The 20,764-nt window shown below is 70.4% G+C and carries 20 protein-coding genes; 8 read left to right on the top strand and 12 right to left on the bottom strand.

Features of this window, described 5'->3' with window-relative positions; genetic code table 11:
* Positions 1-53: 53 nt before the first annotated feature.
* The 3 genes from QQX09_RS01975 to nadA all read right to left on the bottom strand — a co-directional run bounded on the left by QQX09_RS01975 (position 54) and on the right by nadA (position 2,973).
* Positions 54-1,061 carry an aldo/keto reductase family protein gene (locus QQX09_RS01975; protein ID WP_301131015.1) on the bottom strand — a complete coding sequence of 336 codons (1,008 nt, stop codon included), beginning with the start codon at positions 1,059-1,061 and terminating at the stop codon, positions 54-56.
* Positions 1,062-1,151: 90 nt separating this feature from the next.
* Positions 1,152-1,727: a DUF3043 domain-containing protein gene (locus QQX09_RS01970; RefSeq protein ID WP_301131014.1), complete on the bottom strand. Its 576-nt coding sequence runs from the start codon at positions 1,725-1,727 to the stop codon at positions 1,152-1,154.
* A gap of 40 nt (positions 1,728-1,767) precedes the next feature.
* A complete protein-coding gene (gene nadA / locus QQX09_RS01965; RefSeq protein ID WP_301131013.1) occupies positions 1,768-2,973 on the bottom strand; it encodes a quinolinate synthase NadA in 1,206 nt (401 codons plus the stop codon).
* Between the two features lie 40 nt (positions 2,974-3,013).
* Between nadA and QQX09_RS01960 the strand changes: the two genes are divergently transcribed.
* Entirely contained in the window at positions 3,014-3,994 is a 981-nt protein-coding gene (locus tag QQX09_RS01960; RefSeq protein WP_301131012.1) for a glycerate kinase, read from the top strand.
* 109 nt (positions 3,995-4,103) lie between these two features.
* Positions 4,104-4,457, top strand: a complete 354-nt coding sequence (gene erpA / locus QQX09_RS01955) for an iron-sulfur cluster insertion protein ErpA (protein ID WP_062295360.1) — start codon at positions 4,104-4,106, stop codon at positions 4,455-4,457.
* A gap of 12 nt (positions 4,458-4,469) precedes the next feature.
* Here erpA and QQX09_RS01950 read toward each other — a convergent pair whose 3' ends face one another.
* Together QQX09_RS01950 and QQX09_RS01945 are read right to left on the bottom strand one after the other, a co-directional pair.
* Positions 4,470-4,727, bottom strand: a complete 258-nt coding sequence (locus QQX09_RS01950) for a sulfurtransferase TusA family protein (protein ID WP_301131155.1) — start codon at positions 4,725-4,727, stop codon at positions 4,470-4,472.
* The gene (locus QQX09_RS01945) at positions 4,727-5,845 is read right to left on the bottom strand and encodes a cysteine desulfurase family protein (protein WP_301131154.1); all 1,119 of its coding nucleotides are present in this window, start codon (positions 5,843-5,845) and stop codon (positions 4,727-4,729) included. The genes QQX09_RS01950 and QQX09_RS01945 overlap by 1 nt, the downstream gene beginning before the upstream one ends.
* 71 nt (positions 5,846-5,916) lie before the next feature.
* On the opposite strand from QQX09_RS01945, the gene ctaC reads away from it, so the two are divergent.
* The 4 genes from ctaC to QQX09_RS01925 all read left to right on the top strand — a co-directional run bounded on the left by ctaC (position 5,917) and on the right by QQX09_RS01925 (position 11,466).
* On the top strand, positions 5,917-6,768 hold the full coding sequence (gene ctaC, locus QQX09_RS01940; RefSeq protein WP_301131011.1) for an aa3-type cytochrome oxidase subunit II: 852 nt from the start codon (positions 5,917-5,919) through the stop codon (positions 6,766-6,768).
* Positions 6,768-8,486, top strand: coding sequence for an aa3-type cytochrome oxidase subunit I (ctaD, locus tag QQX09_RS01935; RefSeq protein ID WP_301131010.1), 1,719 nt, complete (start codon positions 6,768-6,770; stop codon positions 8,484-8,486). Before ctaC ends, ctaD begins: the two co-directional genes overlap by 1 nt.
* A 12-nt stretch (positions 8,487-8,498) precedes the next feature.
* Positions 8,499-8,900 carry a cytochrome c oxidase subunit 4 gene (locus QQX09_RS01930; RefSeq protein ID WP_301131009.1) on the top strand — a complete coding sequence of 134 codons (402 nt, stop codon included), beginning with the start codon at positions 8,499-8,501 and terminating at the stop codon, positions 8,898-8,900.
* A 160-nt stretch (positions 8,901-9,060) separates the two neighbouring features.
* Complete coding sequence (locus tag QQX09_RS01925) at positions 9,061-11,466, top strand: ATP-binding cassette domain-containing protein (RefSeq protein ID WP_301131008.1); 2,406 nt, start codon at positions 9,061-9,063, stop codon at positions 11,464-11,466.
* 21 nt (positions 11,467-11,487) lie between these two features.
* On the opposite strand, the gene QQX09_RS01920 is transcribed toward QQX09_RS01925, so the two are convergent.
* The 6 genes from QQX09_RS01920 to ctaE all read right to left on the bottom strand — a co-directional run bounded on the left by QQX09_RS01920 (position 11,488) and on the right by ctaE (position 17,372).
* Positions 11,488-12,207: a potassium channel family protein gene (locus tag QQX09_RS01920; protein ID WP_301131007.1), complete on the bottom strand. Its 720-nt coding sequence runs from the start codon at positions 12,205-12,207 to the stop codon at positions 11,488-11,490.
* A gap of 105 nt (positions 12,208-12,312) precedes the next feature.
* Positions 12,313-12,933 (bottom strand): superoxide dismutase, encoded by a 621-nt coding sequence (locus QQX09_RS01915; protein WP_301131006.1) that lies wholly within the window; start codon positions 12,931-12,933, stop codon positions 12,313-12,315.
* 306 nt (positions 12,934-13,239) lie between these two features.
* Positions 13,240-14,865 (bottom strand): cytochrome bc1 complex cytochrome b subunit, encoded by a 1,626-nt coding sequence (gene qcrB, locus QQX09_RS01910; RefSeq protein ID WP_301131005.1) that lies wholly within the window; start codon positions 14,863-14,865, stop codon positions 13,240-13,242.
* Positions 14,865-15,947 (bottom strand): cytochrome bc1 complex Rieske iron-sulfur subunit, encoded by a 1,083-nt coding sequence (gene qcrA / locus QQX09_RS01905; RefSeq protein ID WP_301131004.1) that lies wholly within the window; start codon positions 15,945-15,947, stop codon positions 14,865-14,867. Before qcrA ends, qcrB begins: the two co-directional genes overlap by 1 nt.
* On the bottom strand, positions 15,944-16,729 hold the full coding sequence (gene qcrC, locus QQX09_RS01900; RefSeq protein WP_301131003.1) for a cytochrome bc1 complex diheme cytochrome c subunit: 786 nt from the start codon (positions 16,727-16,729) through the stop codon (positions 15,944-15,946). The genes qcrA and qcrC overlap by 4 nt, the downstream gene beginning before the upstream one ends.
* A gap of 13 nt (positions 16,730-16,742) precedes the next feature.
* Complete coding sequence (gene ctaE / locus QQX09_RS01895) at positions 16,743-17,372, bottom strand: aa3-type cytochrome oxidase subunit III (protein ID WP_436969033.1); 630 nt, start codon at positions 17,370-17,372, stop codon at positions 16,743-16,745.
* A gap of 144 nt (positions 17,373-17,516) precedes the next feature.
* Between ctaE and QQX09_RS01890 the strand changes: the two genes are divergently transcribed.
* On the top strand, positions 17,517-17,939 hold the full coding sequence (locus QQX09_RS01890; protein WP_301131001.1) for a response regulator: 423 nt from the start codon (positions 17,517-17,519) through the stop codon (positions 17,937-17,939).
* Between the two features lie 11 nt (positions 17,940-17,950).
* Complete coding sequence (gene trpD / locus QQX09_RS01885) at positions 17,951-18,991, top strand: anthranilate phosphoribosyltransferase (protein ID WP_301131000.1); 1,041 nt, start codon at positions 17,951-17,953, stop codon at positions 18,989-18,991.
* 22 nt (positions 18,992-19,013) lie between these two features.
* Here trpD and QQX09_RS01880 read toward each other — a convergent pair whose 3' ends face one another.
* On the bottom strand, positions 19,014-20,741 hold the full coding sequence (locus QQX09_RS01880) for a DEDD exonuclease domain-containing protein (protein WP_301130999.1): 1,728 nt from the start codon (positions 20,739-20,741) through the stop codon (positions 19,014-19,016).
* Between the last annotated feature and the right edge of the window lie 23 nt (positions 20,742-20,764).

The raw sequence follows: 20,764 nt of genomic DNA, 5'->3' as shown, positions 1-20,764 counted from the left end.
GATGCAGCGAAGGCCCCGGGTCACCCCGGGGCCTTCGTGTGTCTGCAGGAGGCTCAGCGCGAGCGCGGTCCCGCCTCGACGGTGCGGGCCGGGTCGCGCTCCACCACGTCGCCGAGGACCTCGTCGATGCGGGCCATGAGCTCCGCGGGGATCTCCACGCCGGACGCCTTCGCGTTGTCGACGATCTGCTCGGGGCGCGAGGCGCCGATGATCGCGGCGGACACGTTGTCGTTCTGCAGCACCCACGCGATCGCGAGCTGCGCCATGGTGAGCCCGAGCTCGTCCGCGACGGGCTGGAGGCCCTGGACGCGCGTGAGGATGTCGTCGTTCATGAAGCGCTCGATGAAGCGGGCGCCGGACTTCTCGTCGGTCGCGCGCGAGCCCGCGGGCGCCGGCTGGCCCGGCTTGTACTTGCCGGTGAGGATGCCCTGCGCGACGGGGGACCACACGATCTGGCCCACGCCGACCTCCTTGGAGGCGGGCACCACCTCGTCCTCGATGACGCGCCACAGCATCGAGTACTGCGGCTGCGACGACACGAACGGGATGCGCAGCTCCTTGGCCAGCGCCGCGCCGGCACGGATCTGGTCCGCGGTCCACTCGCTCACGCCGATGTAGTGCGCCTTGCCGGCGTGCACGATGTCCGCGAACGCGCTCATCGTCTCCTCGAGCGGCGTGTCGTAGTCGTAACGGTGCGCCTGGTAGAGGTCGACGTAGTCCGTCTGGAGCCGCGTCAGCGAGCCGTTGATCGACTCCATGATGTGCTTGCGCGACAGGCCCATGTCGTTGGCGCCGCCCGGGCCCGTGGACCAGAACACCTTGGTGAAGATCTCGAGGCTCTCGCGTCGCTCGCCCTTGAGCGCATCGCCGAGGACCACCTCGGCGGCGGTGTTCGCGTAGACGTCGGCGGTGTCGAACGAGGAGATGCCCACGTCCAGCGCGGCACGCACGCACGCCTTCGCCTGGTCGTTCTCGACCTGCGACGCGTGGGTGATCCAGTTGCCGTAGGTGAGCTCGGTGATCTTGAGTCCGGAGTTTCCGAGATAGCGGTAGTTGACCATGCGTCCCACCCTAGGGGCGGTCGCCGACGCCGGACGCACAGGAGCCCGGGCCGTGCGGACCCGGGCTCCCGTGGACGATGCGGCGGCGCGTCAGACGGGGAACTCGCCGCGCTTGACCACCGGCTTGGGGGCGCGGAAGCGGCGCACGTTGAGGTGGCGCGCGATCACGTAGAAGGTCCAGCCGCGCGGGATGCGCTTGGCGCCGAACTTGGCGATGAACTGCTTCTTCATCCGGCGGACCATGAGCCACGTGTCGATCGCGACACCGATGACGATCACGTAGAAGAGGATGATGAGCGCGAAGCCGGCCCACGAGCTCGCGGGCACGGCCAGCGAGGCGATGACGAAGACGATCGACATGGGCAGGAGGAACTCGCCCGGCGCGGTGCGCGCGTCCACGTAGTCGCGCAGGAACCGGCGCTCGGGGCCGCGGTGCTCGAGCGGCATGTTGCGCTCGTCGCCCTCGCGCATCGCCTGGAACTCCTTCTCGCGCTGCACGCGCTGGCGGTCGCGCTGGGCCTTCTTGTCCGCCTTGGTGTCGGCGATGACGGGACGCCGGCGGGCGGCCTCCTGGTCCTTGCGCTTCGGCGTGGGGCGGCCCTTCTTGGCCGTGCCCGTCGCGTCGACGTCGGGGGTCTCGGTCTCGGGGGTGTTGTTGTCGCTCATATGAAATGGTGCGGGCCGGGGCCCGGGTCCGTCCTTCTGATCAGTCCTTGGCGGGGTGGAGCGCGGGCAGCGCGAGCATGCGGTCGAGGGCGATCCTGGCAAGGCGCTGCGTCTCGTCGTCGACGACGATCCGGTTGGGCACCTCGCCGGCCACGAGCGACTCGAGCGCCCACACGAGGTGGGGCAGGTCGATGCGGTTCATGGTGGAGCAGAAGCACACCGTGTCCTCGAGGAAGTGCACCTCCTTGTCGGGGTGCGCGTTCGCGACGCGGCGCACGAGGTTGAGCTCCGTGCCGATGACCCACGCGGAGCCGGGCTCGGCCGCGTCGAGGGTCTTGATGATGTACTCCGTCGAGCCGACGTAGTCCGCGGCGGTCACGACCTCGTGCGCGCACTCCGGGTGCACGAGCACGTTGATGCCGGGTACCTTCGCGCGGAAGTCGTCGACGTGGCTGCGGCGGAAGCGGCCGTGCACCGAGCAGTGGCCCTTCCACAGGATCATCCGGGCCTTCTCGAGCGCTTCGGGCGTGTTGCCGCCGAGCGGCTTGCGCGGGTCCCACACGACGCAGTCGCCGAGCTCCATGCCGAGCTGGATCACCGCGGTGTTGCGGCCCAGGTGCTGGTCGGGCAGGAACAGCACCTTGCCGTCGCCTTCGACCCCGCCGACCTGGTCGAAGGCCCAGCGGAGCGCCACCTCGGCGTTCGAGGACGTGCACACGACGCCGCCGTGCTCGCCGCAGAACGCCTTGATGGCGGCGGTCGAGTTCATGTACGTCACGGGCACCGTGCGGGAGGCGACGCCGGCCTCCTCGAGCTGGGCCCACGCATCGTCCACCTGGTTGATGTTGGCCATGTCCGCCATCGAGCAGCCGGCGGCCATGTCGGGCAGCACCACGGCCTGGTCGTCGGTGGTGAGGATGTCCGCGCTCTCGGCCATGAAGTGGACGCCGCAGAAGACGATGAACTCGGCCTCGGGGCGTGCGGCCGCGTCGCGCGCGAGCTTGAAGGAGTCGCCGGTGACGTCGGCGAACTGGATGACCTCGTCGCGCTGGTAGTGGTGGCCCAGGATGAAGACGCGGTCGCCCAGCGCCTCCTTCGCGGCTCGCGCGCGCTCGACCAGGTCGGGGTCGGACGCGGACGGCAGGGCTCCCGGGCAGTCGACGCCGCGCTCGGACAGCGGGTCGCGCCGCTCACCCAGGAGCATGAGCGCAGGCGTGGGCGAGGGCTCGTGGAAGGTCTGGGTCATCTGCCCATTGTCGCACGCGCGACAGGGCACACTTGAGGCCATGCGTGCCGTCATCGCCGCCCAGAGCTGGCCCCGTCCGACCGTCGGCGACCTCGCCCCCGCGGCTGCCGTCCGGATCGTCCGAGATGCCTGGTCCGCGGCTGCCGCGCACGTCGATCTGGATGTCGTCGCGGTGCCGGACGGCGGCCCGCGGACGGCCGATGCGCTCGCCGGCGAGGCCGTCCCTGTCGGGGGCGCGACGGCCATGCGGATGGATGGCGCGGTGGTGCTCGCGCCCGCCGGGGGCGCTCGCTGGGAGCCCTCCGCGCTGTCGTCCGCGCTGCTGGGCCTCGCCGCGGCGGGGGAGACCTCCCGCGTGGTGGTGCCGCTCGGCGACGAGCCGCCCGCGGGTGACGCGGTGGACCTGTGGGGTGGAGGCCTCGAGGCGGCGCGCGCGGGCGTCGCGACCCTCGACATCGTGGCGCTCGTGGGCTCGGACAGGCCGTTGCTGGGATTCACCGGCATGAGCGCGGCCGTGCGGGACGGGCGGGAGCACGATGCGGCGCTGGCCCAGGCGGCGCAGGCCCAGGAGGAGAGGTGGGCCGCGATCGCCCGCGAGGCGGACCCGGTCGCGTCGCGGCGCGCGCTGCTCGGCCCCACCCGGCTGTCCGACGAGCCGGGCACGGGCGCCGCCGGCGGGCTCGCCTACGCGCTCGCCGCGATGGGCGCGCGCCTCCTCCCCGCCGCCGCCGCGACCGCCGAGCTCGCGGGCCTCGACCGCGCCGCCGCATCGGCGGACCTCGTGGTCGCGGTCGTCGACCGTCTCGACGCGCGCGGCCTCGACCATGGCCTCGTCTCCGCCGCATCGTCCCTCGCCGCGCGTCGGGGCGTGCCGTGCGTGGCCGTCACCGCGCATCTCGCGGTGGGCAAGCGCGACCTCATGGCCGCGGGAGTCGCCGCGGCGCACGAGGCGGCGCCGGGGGAGGACGCCCTCGGCGATCAGATCCGCCGCGTCGCGCACACGTGGACGCCGCGACGCTAGGACGCGTGCGCCCCGGTGGGTGACGCATCCACGAATCCGGCCCGGAGGGTTCGGAATACCTGGCGGGCGGCGTACGCTGAGAGGGACACCCGAGAGAGAGGAGGCGTCAATGACTGATCTTGCCACCGAGACCAAGTCGCACGGCGTCGTCATCACCGATGCTGCGGCGGCCAAGGTCAGGAGCCTGCTCGAGCAGGAGGGCCGCGACGACCTGCGGCTGCGCCTCGCGGTGCAGCCCGGCGGCTGCTCCGGCCTCATCTACCAGCTCTACTTCGACGAGCGCACGCTGGACGGGGACGCGGTTCGCGACTTCGACGGCGTGGAGGTCGTGGTCGACAAGATGTCGGTCCCGTACCTGGATGGCGCGACCATCGACTTCTCGGACACCATCGAGAAGCAGGGGTTCACCATCGACAACCCCAACGCGTCGAGCTCCTGCGCCTGCGGAGACTCCTTCAGCTGAACCCGTGAGGGACTAGCGGAGACGGACGGTGAGGGCTATGCCCGCGCCGTCCGTCTTCTTTTCCCCCACGAACTCGTGACCCGTCATGCGCGCCCACGCGGGCACGTCCACGCGCGCGGCGAGATCGGTCGCGACGACGGTGATCTCCGTGCCGGGCTCGAGCCCGCGCGCGGCCTTCGCGAGCTCGATGATCGGCAGCGGGCACAGCATGCCGGTCGCATCGACGGTCACGTGCGCGGCGCCGCCGCCCGCCGCATCGTCCCCCGCCATCACGCGATCTCCGGGGCGCCCGCCTCGTCGCGCAGATCGGCGATCACGCGGGGGAGCAGGTCGAGCAGGCGGTCGATGTCCGCGTCGGTGACGCCCGGGTGGAGCCCGAGCCGCACGTTGCCGTGGCTGAGCGCGCCGACCGCCGCGAGCACGCGGCTGGGCTCGAGCGTGCTGGTGGTGCACGCGGACCCCGAGCCGACCGCGACGCCCTCGCGGTCGAGGCGGGTGAGCAGCGCCTCGCCGTCGACGTAGAGGCACGAGAAGGTAAGGACGTGGGGGAGACGCTCGTCGGGGTCGCCGACCACGTCGACACCCGGCCACGAGGCCGCGGCGTCGCGCACGCGGGCGATCATGCGGTGCAGGCGCAGCGACGTCTCGTCGAGCACCTCGCGGCGCTCCTGCAGCGCGACCGCCGCCGCGAGGACCGCGGGCACGAGCACTCCGCCAGGCGCCCAGTCGTCGCCCTCGGGCCAGGCGGGCAGCCACCGGGTCTGCGGGCGCAGCGCGACGATGCCGAGCCCGGCGGGACCGCCCCAGTCGGCGGGGTTCGCGACGAGCGCGTCCCAGTGCTGGGGTGCGGGACCGTGGCCGATGCTCGCGGTCGCGTCGACGACGAGCGGCACCTTCGCCGCGGCGGCGACCTCCGCGACGCGGTCGAGGCGCTGGACCGTGCCGATCTCGTGGTTCGCGTGCTGGACAGCGGCGAGGGCCACGTCGGGCACCGCGAGCTCCGTCGCGAGGGAGTCGAGGTCGACGTGCCCGCGCGCGTCGACCGGCACCACCGTGAGCGTGCCGCCGGCGACGTGGTGGGCGGCGTGCATCATCGCGTCCCGCTCGACCGCGGAGGCGACGATGCGGTCCCGGCCGCGACGCGCCGCGAAGATGCCCGCGGTGACGCGCTCGATGCCGGCATGGGGGGAGTGCGCGAGGTGGGTGTGCTCCGGCCGGGCGCCCAGCGCCTCGGCGATCGCCTCGCGGGAGGCGTCGAGGAGCTGCCTGGCACGACGCGACTCGGTGTGGAGGCGGGCGGGATCCGCCCACCCGTCCGCGAGGCCGGCCTGGAACGCCTCGAGCGTCCTGTTCGTCATAGGAGCGGAACCACTGGCGTCCAGGAACATGCGCGCGACCTGCATGGCATCACGGTACAGCGCGCTAGACTGCCCGTGTGTCCCACCTTTCACGTCCCCGCGTGCCCGGAAAAGCCCTGGCAGGCATCGCTGTCCTGGGACTGACGTCCCTCCTGGCAGGATGCGCCAACGGCATCGAGAACGGCGCACTTCCCAGCTCGCCCGAGATCACCAACCAGACCGGTCGGATCATCACCCTCTGGAACGGCTCCTGGATCGCCGCGCTCACCGTCGGCGTCATCACCTGGGGCCTCATCCTGTGGGCGGTCGCGGTCTACCGCAAGCGCAAGGGGGACAACAAGCTCCCCGTGCAGACGCGCGCGAACATCCCGCTCGAGCTGATGTACACCATCGTCCCCCTCCTCATGGTCGGCGTGCTGTTCAAGTACACGGCCGAGGACGTCGCCGCCATCAAGGACACGTCCGAGACGCCGGACATCCACATCAACGTGGTCGGCAAGCAGTGGAGCTGGGACTTCAACTACGTCGACGACGACGTCTACGACCCGGGCGTGCAGGCCGTCCTCACCGGTGAGGAGGGTGTCGAGGAGACGCTCCCGACCCTGTACCTGCCCGTGGGCGAGCGCGTCGAGTTCACGCTCGACTCGCGCGACGTCATCCACTCCTTCTGGGTGCCGGCATTCCTCTACAAGGAGGACGTGATCCCCGGCAAGACCAACACCTTCCAGGTGATCCCCACGCAGGAGGGCCTCTACCAGGGCAAGTGCGCCGAGCTCTGCGGCGAGTACCACGCGTCCATGCTCTTCAACGTCGCCGTCGTGTCCCGCGAGGACTACGACGCGCATATGGAGGAGCTCCGCGCCGAGGGCTACAGCGGTCAGATCGGCGTCGACGAGTACAGCCGCGACCAGGTGGTCCAGCTGACCGAGCAGCACGAGGAGACCGAGTCCTGATGGCCACCACCGTCCCCTTCGAGGTCACCGGCGAGGACCGCCGGACCGCCACGATCCCCGCGGCCCCGACGCGCCGCGGCTCGCTCGTGGTCAAGTGGCTCACGTCCACCGACCACAAGACGATCGGGTACATGTACCTGATCACGTCGTTCTTCTTCTTCATCGTGGGCGGCCTGCTCGCGCTGCTGATCCGCGCCGAGCTGTTCGAGCCCGGCATGCAGGTCGTGCAGTCGGCCGAGCAGTACAACCAGCTCTTCACGATGCACGGCACGATCATGCTGCTGCTGTTCGCGACGCCGCTGTTCGCGGGCTTCGCGAACTTCATCATGCCGCTCCAGATCGGCGCGCCCGATGTGGCGTTCCCGCGCCTCAACATGCTGGCCTACTGGCTGTACGCCTTCGGTGGCGTCATCGCCATGGCCGGCTTCTTCACCCCGCAGGGCGCGGCGTCGTTCGGCTGGTTCGCGTACGCGCCGCTGTCGAACTCGATCTACTCGCCCGGCGTCGGCGGCGACCTGTGGGTCTTCGGCCTCGCGCTCGGCGGCTTCGGCACCATCCTCGGCTCGGTGAACTTCATCACCACCATCGTCACGATGCGCGCGCCGGGCATGACCATGTTCCGCATGCCGATCTTCACCTGGAACATCCTGGTGACGTCGATGCTGGTGCTGCTGGCCTTCCCGCCGCTCGCCTCGGCGCTGTTCGCGCTCGGCTCGGACCGCGTGCTCCACTCGCAGGTCTTCAACCCGGACAACGGCGGAGCCATCCTGTGGCAGCACCTGTTCTGGTTCTTCGGCCATCCCGAGGTGTACATCATCGCGCTGCCGTTCTTCGGCATCGTCTCCGAGATCTTCCCGGTCTTCTCGCGCAAGCCGCTGTTCGGCTACCACGGCCTCGTCTACGCGACCATCGCCATCGCGGCGCTGTCCGTGACGGTGTGGGCCCACCACATGTACGTGACCGGCGCGGTGCTGCTGCCGTTCTTCGCGTTCATGACGATGCTCATCGCGGTCCCGACCGGTGTGAAGTTCTTCAACTGGATCGGCACGATGTGGCGCGGCAAGATCACGTTCGAGACGCCGATGCTGTGGTCGATCGGCTTCCTCGTGACCTTCCTCTTCGGTGGTCTCACGGGCGTCATCCTCAGCTCGCCGGTGCTCGACTTCCCGCTGTCGGACTCGTACTTCGTGGTGGCGCACTTCCACTACGTGGTGTTCGGCACCGTGGTGTTCGCGATGTTCGCCGGCTTCTACTTCTGGTGGCCCAAGTTCACCGGGAAGATGCTCAACGAGCGCCTCGGCAAGATCCACTTCTGGCTGCTGTTCATCGGCTTCCACACCACGTTCCTGGTGCAGCACTGGCTGGGCGCGCACGGCATGGCACGCCGCTATGTGGACTACATGCCGGAGGACGGCTTCACCTGGATGAACCAGCTGTCGACCATCGGCGCCGTGGTGCTCGCGCTGTCGACGCTGCCGTTCCTGTGGAACGTCTACATCACCTCGCGGCGCGCGCCGCTGGTGACCGTCGACGACCCGTGGGGCTTCGGCAACTCGCTCGAGTGGGCCACCTCGTGCCCGCCGCCGCGCCACAACTTCACGTCCATCCCGCGCATCCGCTCGGAGCGCCCCGCGTTCGACCTGCACCACCCCGGTGCGGCCGCCCGCGACCACTACCAGGCCGAGCGTGACGCCAGCGATCACGCGCCGGTCGCGTAAGGAGAGACCTCGATGCGTACCGAGCGGAACGTCTTCCTCATCCCTGCGGCCTTCTTCTTCCTCGCGGGCACCGCGTACGGGATCTTCACCCACTGGGCCGAGTGGGTGGGCACGACGGCCATCTACCTCACCGGCGGCATGTTCATCATGGTGACGGTCTACTTCCACATGCTGGCCAACCGCCACGGGCAGCGCGCCGAGGACCGTCTCGACGCGGAGATCTCCGAGGACTCCGGCGAGCAGGGCGTGTTCGCCCCGTGGAGCTGGTGGCCGCTGGTGTGCGGCCTCGGCGCCGCGCTCGCCTTCGTGGCCCTCGCGGTCGACTGGTGGATCATGGCCCCCGCGGCCGTGGTCGGCGTCATCGGCCTCGTCGGCTGGGTGATGGAGTACTCCACCGGCCAGCACGCGCACTGAGCCAGGCTCGTCTCGAGGCGGCCCGTCCCTCCGGGGGCGGGCCGCTTCTGCGTCGTCCACCGTGATTCGCAATGACAAAGGTGACGGGTGTGACAGCGCCTCGCGCGGCGGGCTGGCGACGCCGGCGCGTGGCGCACTGGGATCGGCCGCACGCGGCAGAATGGTCACCGTCGCATCGTCCCCAGCGTCGGGAGCCCCCATGACCGAGCCCGCCCATGCCGCCGACGCCCACGACCTCATCCGGGTCGAGGGTGCGAGGGAGAACAACCTCAAGGACGTGAGCCTCGAGCTGCCCAAGCGTCGCCTCACCGTCTTCACCGGGGTGTCCGGGTCGGGCAAGAGCTCGCTCGTGTTCGAGACCATCGCGGCCGAGTCGAGGCGCATGATCAACGAGACCTACAGCTCGTTCATCCAGGGCTTCATGCCGTCCCAGTCGCGACCGGATGTCGACCTCCTCGAGGGGCTCACCACCGCGATCATCGTGGACCAGGAGCCGATGGGCGCGAATGTGCGCTCCACGGTCGGCACGGCGACGGACGTGCACGCCATGCTGCGCATCCTGTACTCGCGCCTGGGCGACCCGCATGTGGGCGCCCCGCAGGCGTTCAGCTTCAACGTCGCCTCGTCCTCCGGCTCCGGCTCGGCGACCGTGACGCGCAAGGACGGCAGCACGGTGCGCGAGCACCGCGAGTACTTCGTCGCGGGAGGCATGTGCGTGCGCTGCGAGGGCACGGGACGGATCAGCGAGCTCGACCTCACCCAGATCTACGACGAGTCGCGGTCGCTGGCCGAGGGCGCCATCACCATCCCGGGCTACACGGCCGACGGCTGGGCGGTACGCATGTACACCGAGTCCGGCTTCCTCGACCCGGACAAGGCGATCCGCGACTACTCGAAGCGTGAGCGCGACGACCTGCTCTACAAGGAGCCCACCAAGGTCAAGGTCGCCAACATCAACATGACGTACGAGGGGCTCATCCCCAAGATCCAGAAGTCGATGCTGTCCAAGGATCCGGAGGCGATGCAGCCGCACATCCGCGCGTTCGTCGACCGCGCCGTGACCTTCGCGACGTGCCCCGACTGCGACGGCACGCGGCTGAGCGACCTCGCGCGCTCGTCCCTCATCCGCGGCGCCTCGATCGCGGACCTCGCGACGATGCAGATCTCGGACCTGGCGGCCTGGATGCGTGAGCTGGACGAGCCGTCGGTCGCGCCGCTTCTCGACTCGCTCCGGGACACGCTCGACTCGTTCGTGGAGATCGGGCTCGGCTACCTCTCGCTCGATCGCGCCGCCGGCACGTTGTCCGGGGGAGAGGCGCAGCGCACCAAGATGATCCGCCATCTCGGCTCCGCGCTCACCGACATCACCTACGTGTTCGACGAGCCCACCGTCGGCCTCCACCCGCACGACATCGCGCGCATGAACCGCCTGCTCGAGCGGCTGCGGGACAAGGGCAACACCGTGCTCGTGGTCGAGCACAAGCCCGAGACGATCGCCATCGCGGACCACGTCGTGGACCTCGGGCCGGGCGCCGGAACCGCGGGCGGCGAGGTGTGCTTCGAGGGCTCGGTGGAGGGGCTGCGGAGCTCGGACACGCTGACCGGGCGCCACCTGGGCTACCGCGCCTCGCTCAAGGAGTCGGTGCGCGCGGGCGACGGCGCGATGGAGATCCGCGGCGCCTCCGCCAACAACCTCCAGGACGTCGACGTCGACGTGCCCCTCGGCGTGCTCACGGTGGTGACCGGCGTCGCGGGCTCCGGCAAGAGCTCCCTCATCCACGGCGCGCTCCCCGCCGAGGCCGGCGTGGTCACCGTCGACCAGCGGCCCATCAAGGGCTCGCGCCGCTCGAACCCGGCGACGTACACCGGCGCGCTCGAACCGATCCGCAAGGCCTTCGCGAAGGCCAACGGCGTCAAGCCCGCGCTGTTCAGCGCCAACTCGGAGGGCGCGTGCCCGGTCTGCAAGGGCGCGGGGATGATCTACACCGAGCTCGGCGTGATGGAGACCGTGGCGAGCGTGTGCGAGGCGTGCGAGGGCCGCCGCTTCAACGACGAGGTGCTCGAGCTGCTCCTCGCGGGACGGTCGATCGCGGACGTCCTCGAGATGCCCGTCGAGGAGGCGCACGCGTTCTTCTCCGAGGGCGACGCGCGGAACCCCGCGGCCGCGAAGATGCTCGGCCACCTCGTCGACGTCGGTCTCGGGTACCTCGCGCTGGGCCAGCCCCTCACCACCCTGTCCGGCGGGGAGCGCCAGCGCCTCAAGCTCGCGACGCACATGGCGGACAAGGGAGGCGTCTACGTCCTGGACGAGCCCACCACCGGTCTGCACCTCGCGGACGTCGCGCAGCTGCTCGCGTTGCTGGACCGTCTCGTGGACGCGGGCAAGACGGTCGTCGTGATCGAGCACCACCAGGCGGTGATGGCGCACGCGGACTGGATCATCGACCTGGGCCCCGGCGCCGGTCACGACGGCGGACGGGTCGTGTTCGAGGGGACGCCCGCGGACCTCGTGGCGGCGCGCTCGACGCTCACCGGCGAGCACCTCGCGGCGTACGTGGGGGAGTAGGCCGCCGGGATCGAGCCGGGATCAGGACGCAGGCCGGTCGCGGGTGTCGCGGGCGGCGAATCCCGCCACGCCTACCAGGCGCGCGATCACGACCGCGACGAACAGCGTCCCGAGCACGGCCTCGAACGACCACAGCGAGCGTGCCCACGGCGCCACGGGCACGATGTCGCCGAATCCGAGGGTCGCGAGCGTCACATAGCTGCCGTAGAGCAGCCCCTGCCAGGTGAGCGTCCCGGCGGCGGCGTTCGGGTCGATGAAGCTGCCGGGGCTCGCGTGCTCGAGAAGCCCCGAGAGCGCGCCGAAGACGCCCCCGAGCAGCAGGTAGGCGCACACCGCGAGCAGCAGCAGGTCGACGGTGCGCGCCCGTTCGGGCGGGTGGACGAGCGACGCCACCAGCGTCACCACGAGCGTGAGCTGCAGCAGGCCGACGCCCGCGAGCATCGCGGCCGTCGCCTGCGCATCGTCCTGCCTCACGGCGAACCACGATGCGGTCACGACGAGCACGAGCGACGCCGCGAACAGCGGCCAACGCCGCCGCCTGTTGCGGTTCGCGGACCTGATGCTGAACGCGACCACGCCGATGTACACGAGCAGGTACACGGTGGTCCACCCGCGGCCCTGGAAGGTGATCGGATAGCCGAACTGGAGCACCACCAGGGTGGCGAGGAGGAACCACAGCATCGGCCGCTCGGCGGCGGCCTCGGACTCGCTGGCCTGAGGGCTGGGGGCGTCGTTCGCCATGCCTCCACCGTAGCGTCGCGCCTGGTCCCGGCGCAGGAGGGCGGGGACGCGACAGGGGCGGCCTCCCAGTGGGGAGACCGCCCCTGAGGACGATGCGCGGGTGCCCTACGCGACGATGAGGCCGCGCGTCGCGGTCGCCGTGGTGAAGCGCTGCTGGACGTTGCCCCAGTCCACCACGTTCCACCAGGCGTTGACGTAGTCCGCCTTGACGTTCTTGTACTGGAGGTAGAAGGCGTGCTCCCACATGTCGAGCATGAGCAGCGGGATCAGGCCCACGGGGACGTTGCCCTGCTGGTCGTAGAGCTGGACGATGATGAGCTTCTTGCCGATGGTGTCCCACGCGAGGATCGACCAGCCGGAGCCCATGATCGTCATGGCGTTGTTGGTGAAGTGCGCGCGGAAGCCGTCGAAGGAGCCGAAGTGCTCGTCGATCGCGGCCGCGAGCTCGCCGTCGGGCTTGTCGCCGCCGTCGGGGGACATGTTGGTCCAGAACACCGAGTGGTTGGTGTGACCGCCGAGGTTGAAGGCGAGGGCCTTCTCGAGGCCGGCGATGGCGCCGAAGTCGCCGCTCTCGCGGGCGCCGGCCATCTTCTCGAGGGCGGTGTTCGCGCCGGCGACGTACGCGGCGTGGTGCTTGCTGTGGTGCAGCTCCATGATCTCGCCCGCGATGTGCGGGTCGAGGGCGCCGTAGTCGTACGTGAGGTCCGGCAGCGTGTAGTCGGCCATTCTTCCTCCAAGGTCGGGCCGCGGCATCGATGCGTCGCGGCCGGGTTTCCGGGAACGCTCCGAGCCTAGCGATCGTCGCCCCCCGGAGCGAGGTGGACACCCGTGACAACCCGGCCCGGTGCCAGGGAATTCCGGCATCCCGTGCGCCCACGACTGCCAATGACACATGTGACGGATGTGACCGCCGGCGGCGTGGAGACCGGGCACGTGACGGCTTGTCACTCCCGTCACTCTTGTCATTGGCAGTCGCCAGGAACGCCGAAGGGGCGCCGGGCCGATGCCCGACGCCCCTCCTGGACGATGCTGCTAGTGGTGGCCGTGCTCCTGGGCCTCCGCGAGCTCCTCCGCGGTGACGGGGGAGATGCGCTTCTCGAAGTAGATCCGCGACAGCCACTGCTTGAAGCGGTCCCACCGGTAGCCCTTGCGGCGCACGCCGCGGTCGTTGAACTCCGGCTCGATCTCGAGCGGCGCGATGTCGTCGTGCTGGATGAGCACCCAGCGCTCCTCGTCGGTGAGCGGCTCGTGGACCTCGACGTACTCGCCGTGCTCGTGACGGACGATGCGACCGGTCTCCTTGCCGTGCAGCACGAGCTCGCGGTCCTTGCGCTGGAGGCCGAAGCAGATGCGACGGGTGATCCAGAACGCGAGGGCCGGCAGCACGAAGATGCCGATCCGGAAGAAGTAGGTGAGGTCGTTGAGCGACAGGTGGAAGAGGTTCGCGATGATGTCGTTGGAGCCCTCGAGCACCAGCACCACGTAGAACGTGATGAGGGCGACGCCGATGCCGGTGCGGACCGGGGCGTTGCGCGGGCGGTCGAGCACGTGCTTCTCGCCGCGGTCGCCCGTGGCCCACGCCTCGATCCACGGGTACAGCGCGAGGAAGCCGAAGAACAGGCCGGGCAGGATCAGCGCCGGGACCAGGAGGTTCCACGAGAGCGTGTAGCCCCAGATCTCCCACTCCATCGGGATGACGTCGAACAGCCAGCCCGGCATGAGGCGCAGCGCGCCGTCGACGAACAGGATGTACCAGTCGGGCTGGGTTCCCGCGGACACCGGCGACGGGTCGTAGGGGCCGTAGTTCCACACCGGGTTGATGGTGAAGATGGCCGCGACGAGGGCGACGATGCCGAAGACGACGAAGAAGAAGCCGCCGGCCTTCGCGGTGTACACCGGGAAGAGGGGCAGGCCCACGACGTTCTTGTGGGTGCGGCCGCCGCCCGGGTACTGGGTGTGCTTGTGCAGGAACACCAGGAACAGGTGCAGCGCGACGAGCACGAGGATGAGGCCCGGCACCAGCAGGATGTGCATGGTGAAGAGACGGGGGATGAGGATCTCGCCGGGGAACTCGCCGCCGAAGATCCAGTACGAGATGTACTCGCCGACGATCGGGATCGAGCGGGTCACGCCCTCGATGATGCGCAGGCCGTTGCCGGAGAGCACGTCGTCGGGGAGCGAGTAGCCCGAGAAGCCGGCCGCGAGTGACAGGATCATCAGGGTGAAGCCGACGAGCCAGTTGAGCTCGCGCGGCTTGCGGAACGCGCCGGTGAAGAACACGCGCGCCATGTGGGTCACGATGGCCGCGGTGAACAGCAGCGCCGCCCAGTGGTGGATCTGGCGCATCAGGAGGCCGCCGGGGACCTCGAAGGACATGTGCAGCGTCGAGGCGAAGGCCTCCGACATCTCCACGCCCTGCATGGTCGCGAGCGGGCCGTCGTACGTGACGATGGTCATCGACGGCACGAAGAAGGCCGTGAGGAACACGCCCGACAGCAGCAGCACGATGAACGAGTACAGCGCGATCTCGCCCAGCATGAACGACCAGTGGTCGGGGAAGAGCTTGCGCGCGAAGAACTTGACGAAGCCTCCGATGGAGGTGCGCTCGTCGACGTAGTTGGCGGTGCCGGCAGCGGCGGCGTCGAGACGTGCGCCCATCAGTGGCTGCTCCCCTCGGTGTCATCGGCGTGCAGGCCGTCGGACGTGTCGCTCAGGCGCGTCCAGTAGGACGGGCCGATGGGCTCGTGGAAGTCGGACTGGGCCACGATGTAGCCCTCGTCGTCGACCGCGATGGGCAGCTGCGGGAGCGGGCGCTTCGCGGGGCCGAAGACCACCTTCGCGCCGTCGGCCACGTCGAACGTGGACTGGTGGCACGGGCACAGCAGGTGGTGGGTCTGCTGCTCGTACAGCGCCACGGGGCAGCCGACGTGCGTGCAGATCTTCGAGTACGCGACGATGCCGTCGAAGGACCAGTCCTCGCGGCCCTCCTGGATCTTGAGGTCGCGCGGGTCGAGGCGGAGCAGCAGGACGACGGCCTTGGCCTTCTCCTCGATCTTGTGGTGCTCGAGCTCGTTGAGACCGTCGGGGATGACGTGGAAGGCCGAGCCGATGGTGACGTCGGAGGCCTTGATCGGGGTGCCGTCGGGGTCTCGCGTGAGACGCATGCCCTTGCGCCACATGGTGTGGCCGAAGTTCGACGTGTTCCAGTCCGCGCCCATGTTGCCGATCTGGGGCCACAGCAGCGCCAGGGGAGCGGCGAGCAGGGCGGTCAGCATCGAGCCGATGAGCACGGGGCGGCGCTTGACGCCACCGATGCCGGAGTCCTCGGCGCCGTCCTTGAGGTTCTGGATCGCACCCTCGCGGGCCTCGTCCGACGAGCGCATCGCGTGGCGCTCCTCGACCATCTCGTGGTCGCGCATGAGCGTCTTGGCCCAGTGGATGGCGCCGAGGCCGATGCCGATCATCGCGAGGAAGATGCCCAGGCCGATCGCCATGTTGACGAAGCGGATCGAGTCGATCTCGTCGGTCATGTCGAGCGCCATGTACGAGCCGATCGCGACGATCGTGCCGACGATGGACACGCCGAAGAGGGCGGCGACCTGACGCTCGGCCTTCTTGTCGGCCTTCGGGTCGACGTCCGCGCGGCGCGGACGGTGGTACGGCAGGCCGGGGTTCTCGAAGCCGTTCTGCTTCTCCGAACCCTCCGGGCCGTGCTCGGTGGGGTTCTCAGTGGTGCTCATGAAGAACGGGCTCCGATCCACACGGTGCTGGCGATGATGAGTCCGAGGGCGACGAGCCACCCCCACATGCCCTCGGCGACGGGGCCGATGGCGCCGAGGCGCAGGCCGCCCGGCGAGCCGTCGTCCTGTGCCTTGAGGAAGGCGATGATGTCGCGCTTGCCCTCGGAGTCGATGTTCGCGTCGTTGAACACCGGCATCGACTGCGGACCCACGAGCATGGCCTCGTAGATGTGCGTGGGGGTGGTCTCCCACAGGTTCGGGGCGTACTTGCCCTGCGTCAGGGCGCCGCCGCCGCCGACCGAGCCGTGGCACATGGCGCAGTTGGTGCGGAAGAGCTCCATGCCGTTCGCGGCGTCGCCCAGCGCGGGATCGACCTGCTCGGCGGTGGGGATGGCGGGGCCTGCGCCGAGCGAGGCCACGTAGGCGGCGAGCTGGGAGATCTCCTCCTCGGAGAACTGCGGGCGCTTGGCCGGGGCCTGCGGGCCCGAGGCCTGCATCGGCATGCGGCCGGTGCCGACCTGGAAGTCGACGGCCGCGGCGCCCACGCCGACGAGCGACGGCGCGACGCCGTCGGTGCCCGTGGCGTCGAGGCCGTGGCATGAGGCGCAGTTGGCGGCGAAGAGCTTCTGGCCCTCCGTCACGTCGTCGGCGGTGGCCGTGGTCGCCTCGGCGGACGATGCGGTGGACACGGCGGCGGCGACGCCGGCGATGAGCGCGAGCAGCAGCAGGACGAGGACGACCGGCGCGGCGCGGTGGTAACGGTGACGTGCGAGTGCGTTCACGATGATCAGCCCTTTACTGGATCAGGTAGATCACGGCGAACAGCGCGATCCACACCACGTCGACGAAGTGCCAGTAGTACGAGACGACGATCGTGGTCGTGGCCTCGTGCGTGCCGAACTTCTTGGCCGCGAACGAGCGCGCGAGCACGAACAGCATGGCGATGAGGCCGCCGAGGACGTGCAGGCCGTGGAAGCCGGTGGTGAGGTAGAAGACCGAGCCGTACGGGCTGGACGAGATGGTGAGGCCTTCGGAGATGAGCATCGCGTACTCGTACACCTGGCCGGCGATGAACACCGAGCCCATGATGTAGGTGAGCACGAACCACTCGTGCATGCCCCAGCCCTTGAACTGGTACAGCTTCCCGGTGCGGCGGCGCTGGTAGCGCTCTGCCGCCCACACGCCCGCCTGGGCGGTGAAGGAGGACAGCACCAGGATCGTGGTGTTGGCGAGGGCGAAGGGGATGTTCAGCAGCTCGGTCTTGTCGGCCCAGACCTCGGGAACCTGAGCTCGCAGCGTGAAGTACATCGCGAACAGACCCGCGAAGAACATCAGCTCGGAGCTCAGCCACACGATGGTGCCGACGGCTACCTGATTGGGCCGGGTCGCGTGGATGGGCGACGGCGCAGTCGTGGCGTGGGACATAGGTCCCATTAAAGCGTACGGAGCACCCGGGACTCACCATCCAACGGCCGGGCGCGGCCGCGTGTTCCCGGGGCGCGCCCGAGATGTCCGTTCGGGTGCCCGCGTGGGGCGGACCTTCCCAGGTGTCGTGCCAGAATGGGCGCCATGAGCGACGTGGTCAAGCACGAGTCCGGGGACGTCGACGTCCGCAAGGCTCGCATCCTCCTGTACAGCGACGATCGCAACGTGCGCGAGAAGGTGCGCTTCGCGGTCGGCCCGACCACGCACGGCCGGCCCATCGAGTGGACCGAGACCGCCACGCACGCCGCGGTGACCGAGCAGCTCGACCGCAACGCCTTCGACCTCGTCATCCTCGACGGCGAGGCCGCCAAGGTCGGCGGCATGGCCGTCGCACGGCAGATGAGGCACGAGCTGTTCGTGTGCCCGCCGATCCTGCTCCTCGTGGGCCGGCCCGGCGACGCGTGGCTCGCCACGTGGTCGGAGGCCGATGCGGCGGTGTCCCACCCGCTCGACCCGTTCGTCGTGCGCGACGCGGTCGACTCGTTCTTCGCGCCCGCGACCGCCTGAGGCACGCGACGATGGCGACGCTTCAGGACCTGCTCGCGCGCCTCGTCGAGCACGAGGACCTCACGGCCGCGGAGACCGCTGCCGTCATGGACCAGGTGCTCACCGACAGCGCCTCGCCCGTCGCGATGGGCGCGTTCCTCGCGGCGCTGCGCGTCAAGCGCGAGACCCCGGCGGAGGTCGAGGGGCTCGCCGCGGCGATGCTCGCCCACGCGATCCGGTTCGAGGTGCCCGGCCGCACCGTCGACATCGTCGGCACGGGCGGCGACGGCGCGCACACCGTCAACATCTCGACCATGGCGTCGATCGTCATCGCGGGCGCCGGGCCGACCGTCGTGAAGCACGGCAACCGGGCGGCGACGTCGAAGTCCGGGTCCGCGGACGTGCTGGGGGCGCTCGGCGTTCGCCTCGACCTGCCGGTCGAGCGCGTCAAGGAGCTGGCGACCGAGGTCGGCATCACGTTCTGCTTCGCGCAGGTCTTCCACCCCTCGATGCGCTTCGCGATGCCCATCCGCAAGGAGCTGGGCATCCCGACCACGTTCAACATCCTCGGCCCGCTCACGAACCCCGCGCAGCCGCAGGCGACCGCGATCGGCTCGTCCTCGCTGCGTGTGTCGCCCGTGCTCGCGGGCGTGGTGGCGTCGCAGGGCCGCGAGGCGCTCGTCTTCCACGGGGACGACGGTCTCGATGAGCTGGCCCCCACCGGCGCCGCCACCGTCTGGGAGGTGCGCGGCGGCGGAGTGACGGAGCTGCGTCTCGACCCGGTCGGCGACCTGGGGCTGGACCGCATCGTCCTCGACGATCTGCGCGGCGGCGACGCGGACGAGAACGCGGCCGTGGTCCGCGACGTCCTCGCGGGCGCGACCGGACCCGTGCGCGACACCGTGGTGCTGAACGCCGCCGCCGGCCTCGTCGCGGATGCGACGTTGCCCGGCACCGCGAGCGGCACCCTCGTCGAGCGCTTCCAGGCGGGCATGGGGCACGCGGCGCGCGCGATCGACTCCGGCGCCGCTTCCGACCTGCTCGACCGCTGGATCGCCGCGACCCAGGCCTGACCCGCATGACGGCCTCGCGGGCTCAGCCCTGGGCGCCCCGGATCACCGGCCGCGCCTCGCGGTCGGCGCGCCGCGCCGCGACCCATCGCGCGTGGCGGCCCGCGCCCGCGACCGGGCTCGACCACTCGCCGTCCACGTACAGCAGGCGGGTGCCGGGCGTCTCGATCCACCGTGACACGAGCTCGCGCTCCTCGACGAGCACCTCCTCCTCGAGTCCCAGGTCGGTGGTGCGCGCGCGCAGCCGGTCGGCCGCGTCCCACACGCCCTCGGTCACCCGCTCGGTGCCGACCATCGCGCCGGCGCGGAACGCCGCCACGTCCCAGCCTTCGCCGACGCGCCGCACGGCGACGATCGCGCAGCGTGCGAGCGACGCCAGGCGCTGTGCCCGCATGGCGCCGTCGATCACGGCGCTGACGCCGTCGCGCAGCTCGGCGGCTCGCTCGTAGTCGAGCGCCTCCGCGCGCTCGCCGATCTGGCGCTCCAGCGCCGACACCACCGGGGTCGGGTCCTCGCGCAGCGCGTCGCGCGCGGACGATGCGGTGGCGTCGTAGCCCGACTCGGCCCCGCGCACGCACGGCGCGGCGCAGGCGCCGAGATCCTTGAGCAGGCACGCGCGGGCGTTGGCACGAGGCGTGATCGGCAGGCGCGTGGTGCAGGTCCGGACGCCGAGCGCCCCCTGCAGCACCTCGATCGCGAGCCGCGCGTCCGAGCCGGAGCGCATGGGGCCGAGCGCGCCCTCGGGACCGGCGACCGAGCGGGAGACGACCAGCCGCGGGTAGCGCTCGTCCGTGAGGCGTACCCACGGCGTCCGCTCCGGGCGGGAGGAGCGACGGTTGTAGCGGGGCCGATGCTCCGCGATGAGCCGCACCTCCCGCACGTTCGCCTCGAGCTCCGTCGCGCACACGATCGTGTCGACCCCGACGGCGAGCTCGAGCATCTCGCGGATCGAGCGGCGCTGCTCCCCGGTGGTGAAGTACGACTTCACGCGCGCGCGCAGGTTCTTGGACGTGCCGACGTACAGGCGCTCGCCGCGCGGCCCGCGGAACGTGTACACGCCGGGCTTGGCGGGCACGCCCTCCGCCATCGACGCCTTCTTCCGGATCGCCTCGGGCATGGGGTTGCGCAGCGCGTCGAGATCCTCGCGGTGGGTGATGCCGAACGCCGCGATGCGCTCGAGCATCTTGTGAAGGATCTCCGACGTGGCGCGCGCGTCCTCGAGCGCGCGGTGGTTGGGCTCGACCACGGTGCCGAAGACCCGCGCCAGGGTCGAGAGCTTCTTGTTGGGCGCCTCCTCCTTGGTGGTGGCACGCCGGGCGAGGGTGACGGTGTCGACCACCTGGTTGCCCGGCCACCGGTATCCGTGCTCCTTGCACGCCGCGCGGAGGAAGCCCGTGTCGAACGGGGCGTTGTGGGCCACGAGGACCGCGTCGCCCAGGAACTCGAGGAACGACGGGAGGACGGTCTCGATCCGAGGGGCCGCGACGAGCATCGCGTCGGTGATGCCGGTGAGCGCGACGATCATCGGCGGGATAGGCATGCCGGGGTCGACGAGGGTCTGGAACTCGCCGACCACCTCGCCGCCGCGGGTCTTCACCGCGCCGATCTCCGTGATGCGCGCCGTGCCCGGTGACGTCCCGGTGGTCTCGAGGTCGACCACGACGAAGGTGGTGCGGTGCAGCGGCTCGCCGACGTCCTCGAACGAGCGCTGCTGATGCAGGAGCTGCTCGACGGTGGAGGAGGGCCCGGTCATGCCGACGACGGTACGTCAGCCCT

The organism is Demequina litoralis, from assembly GCF_030418455.1.
GTDB classification, from domain to species: Bacteria; Actinomycetota; Actinomycetes; order Actinomycetales; family Demequinaceae; genus Demequina; species Demequina litoralis.
This window is presented reverse-complemented; position numbering and strand designations above follow the sequence as displayed.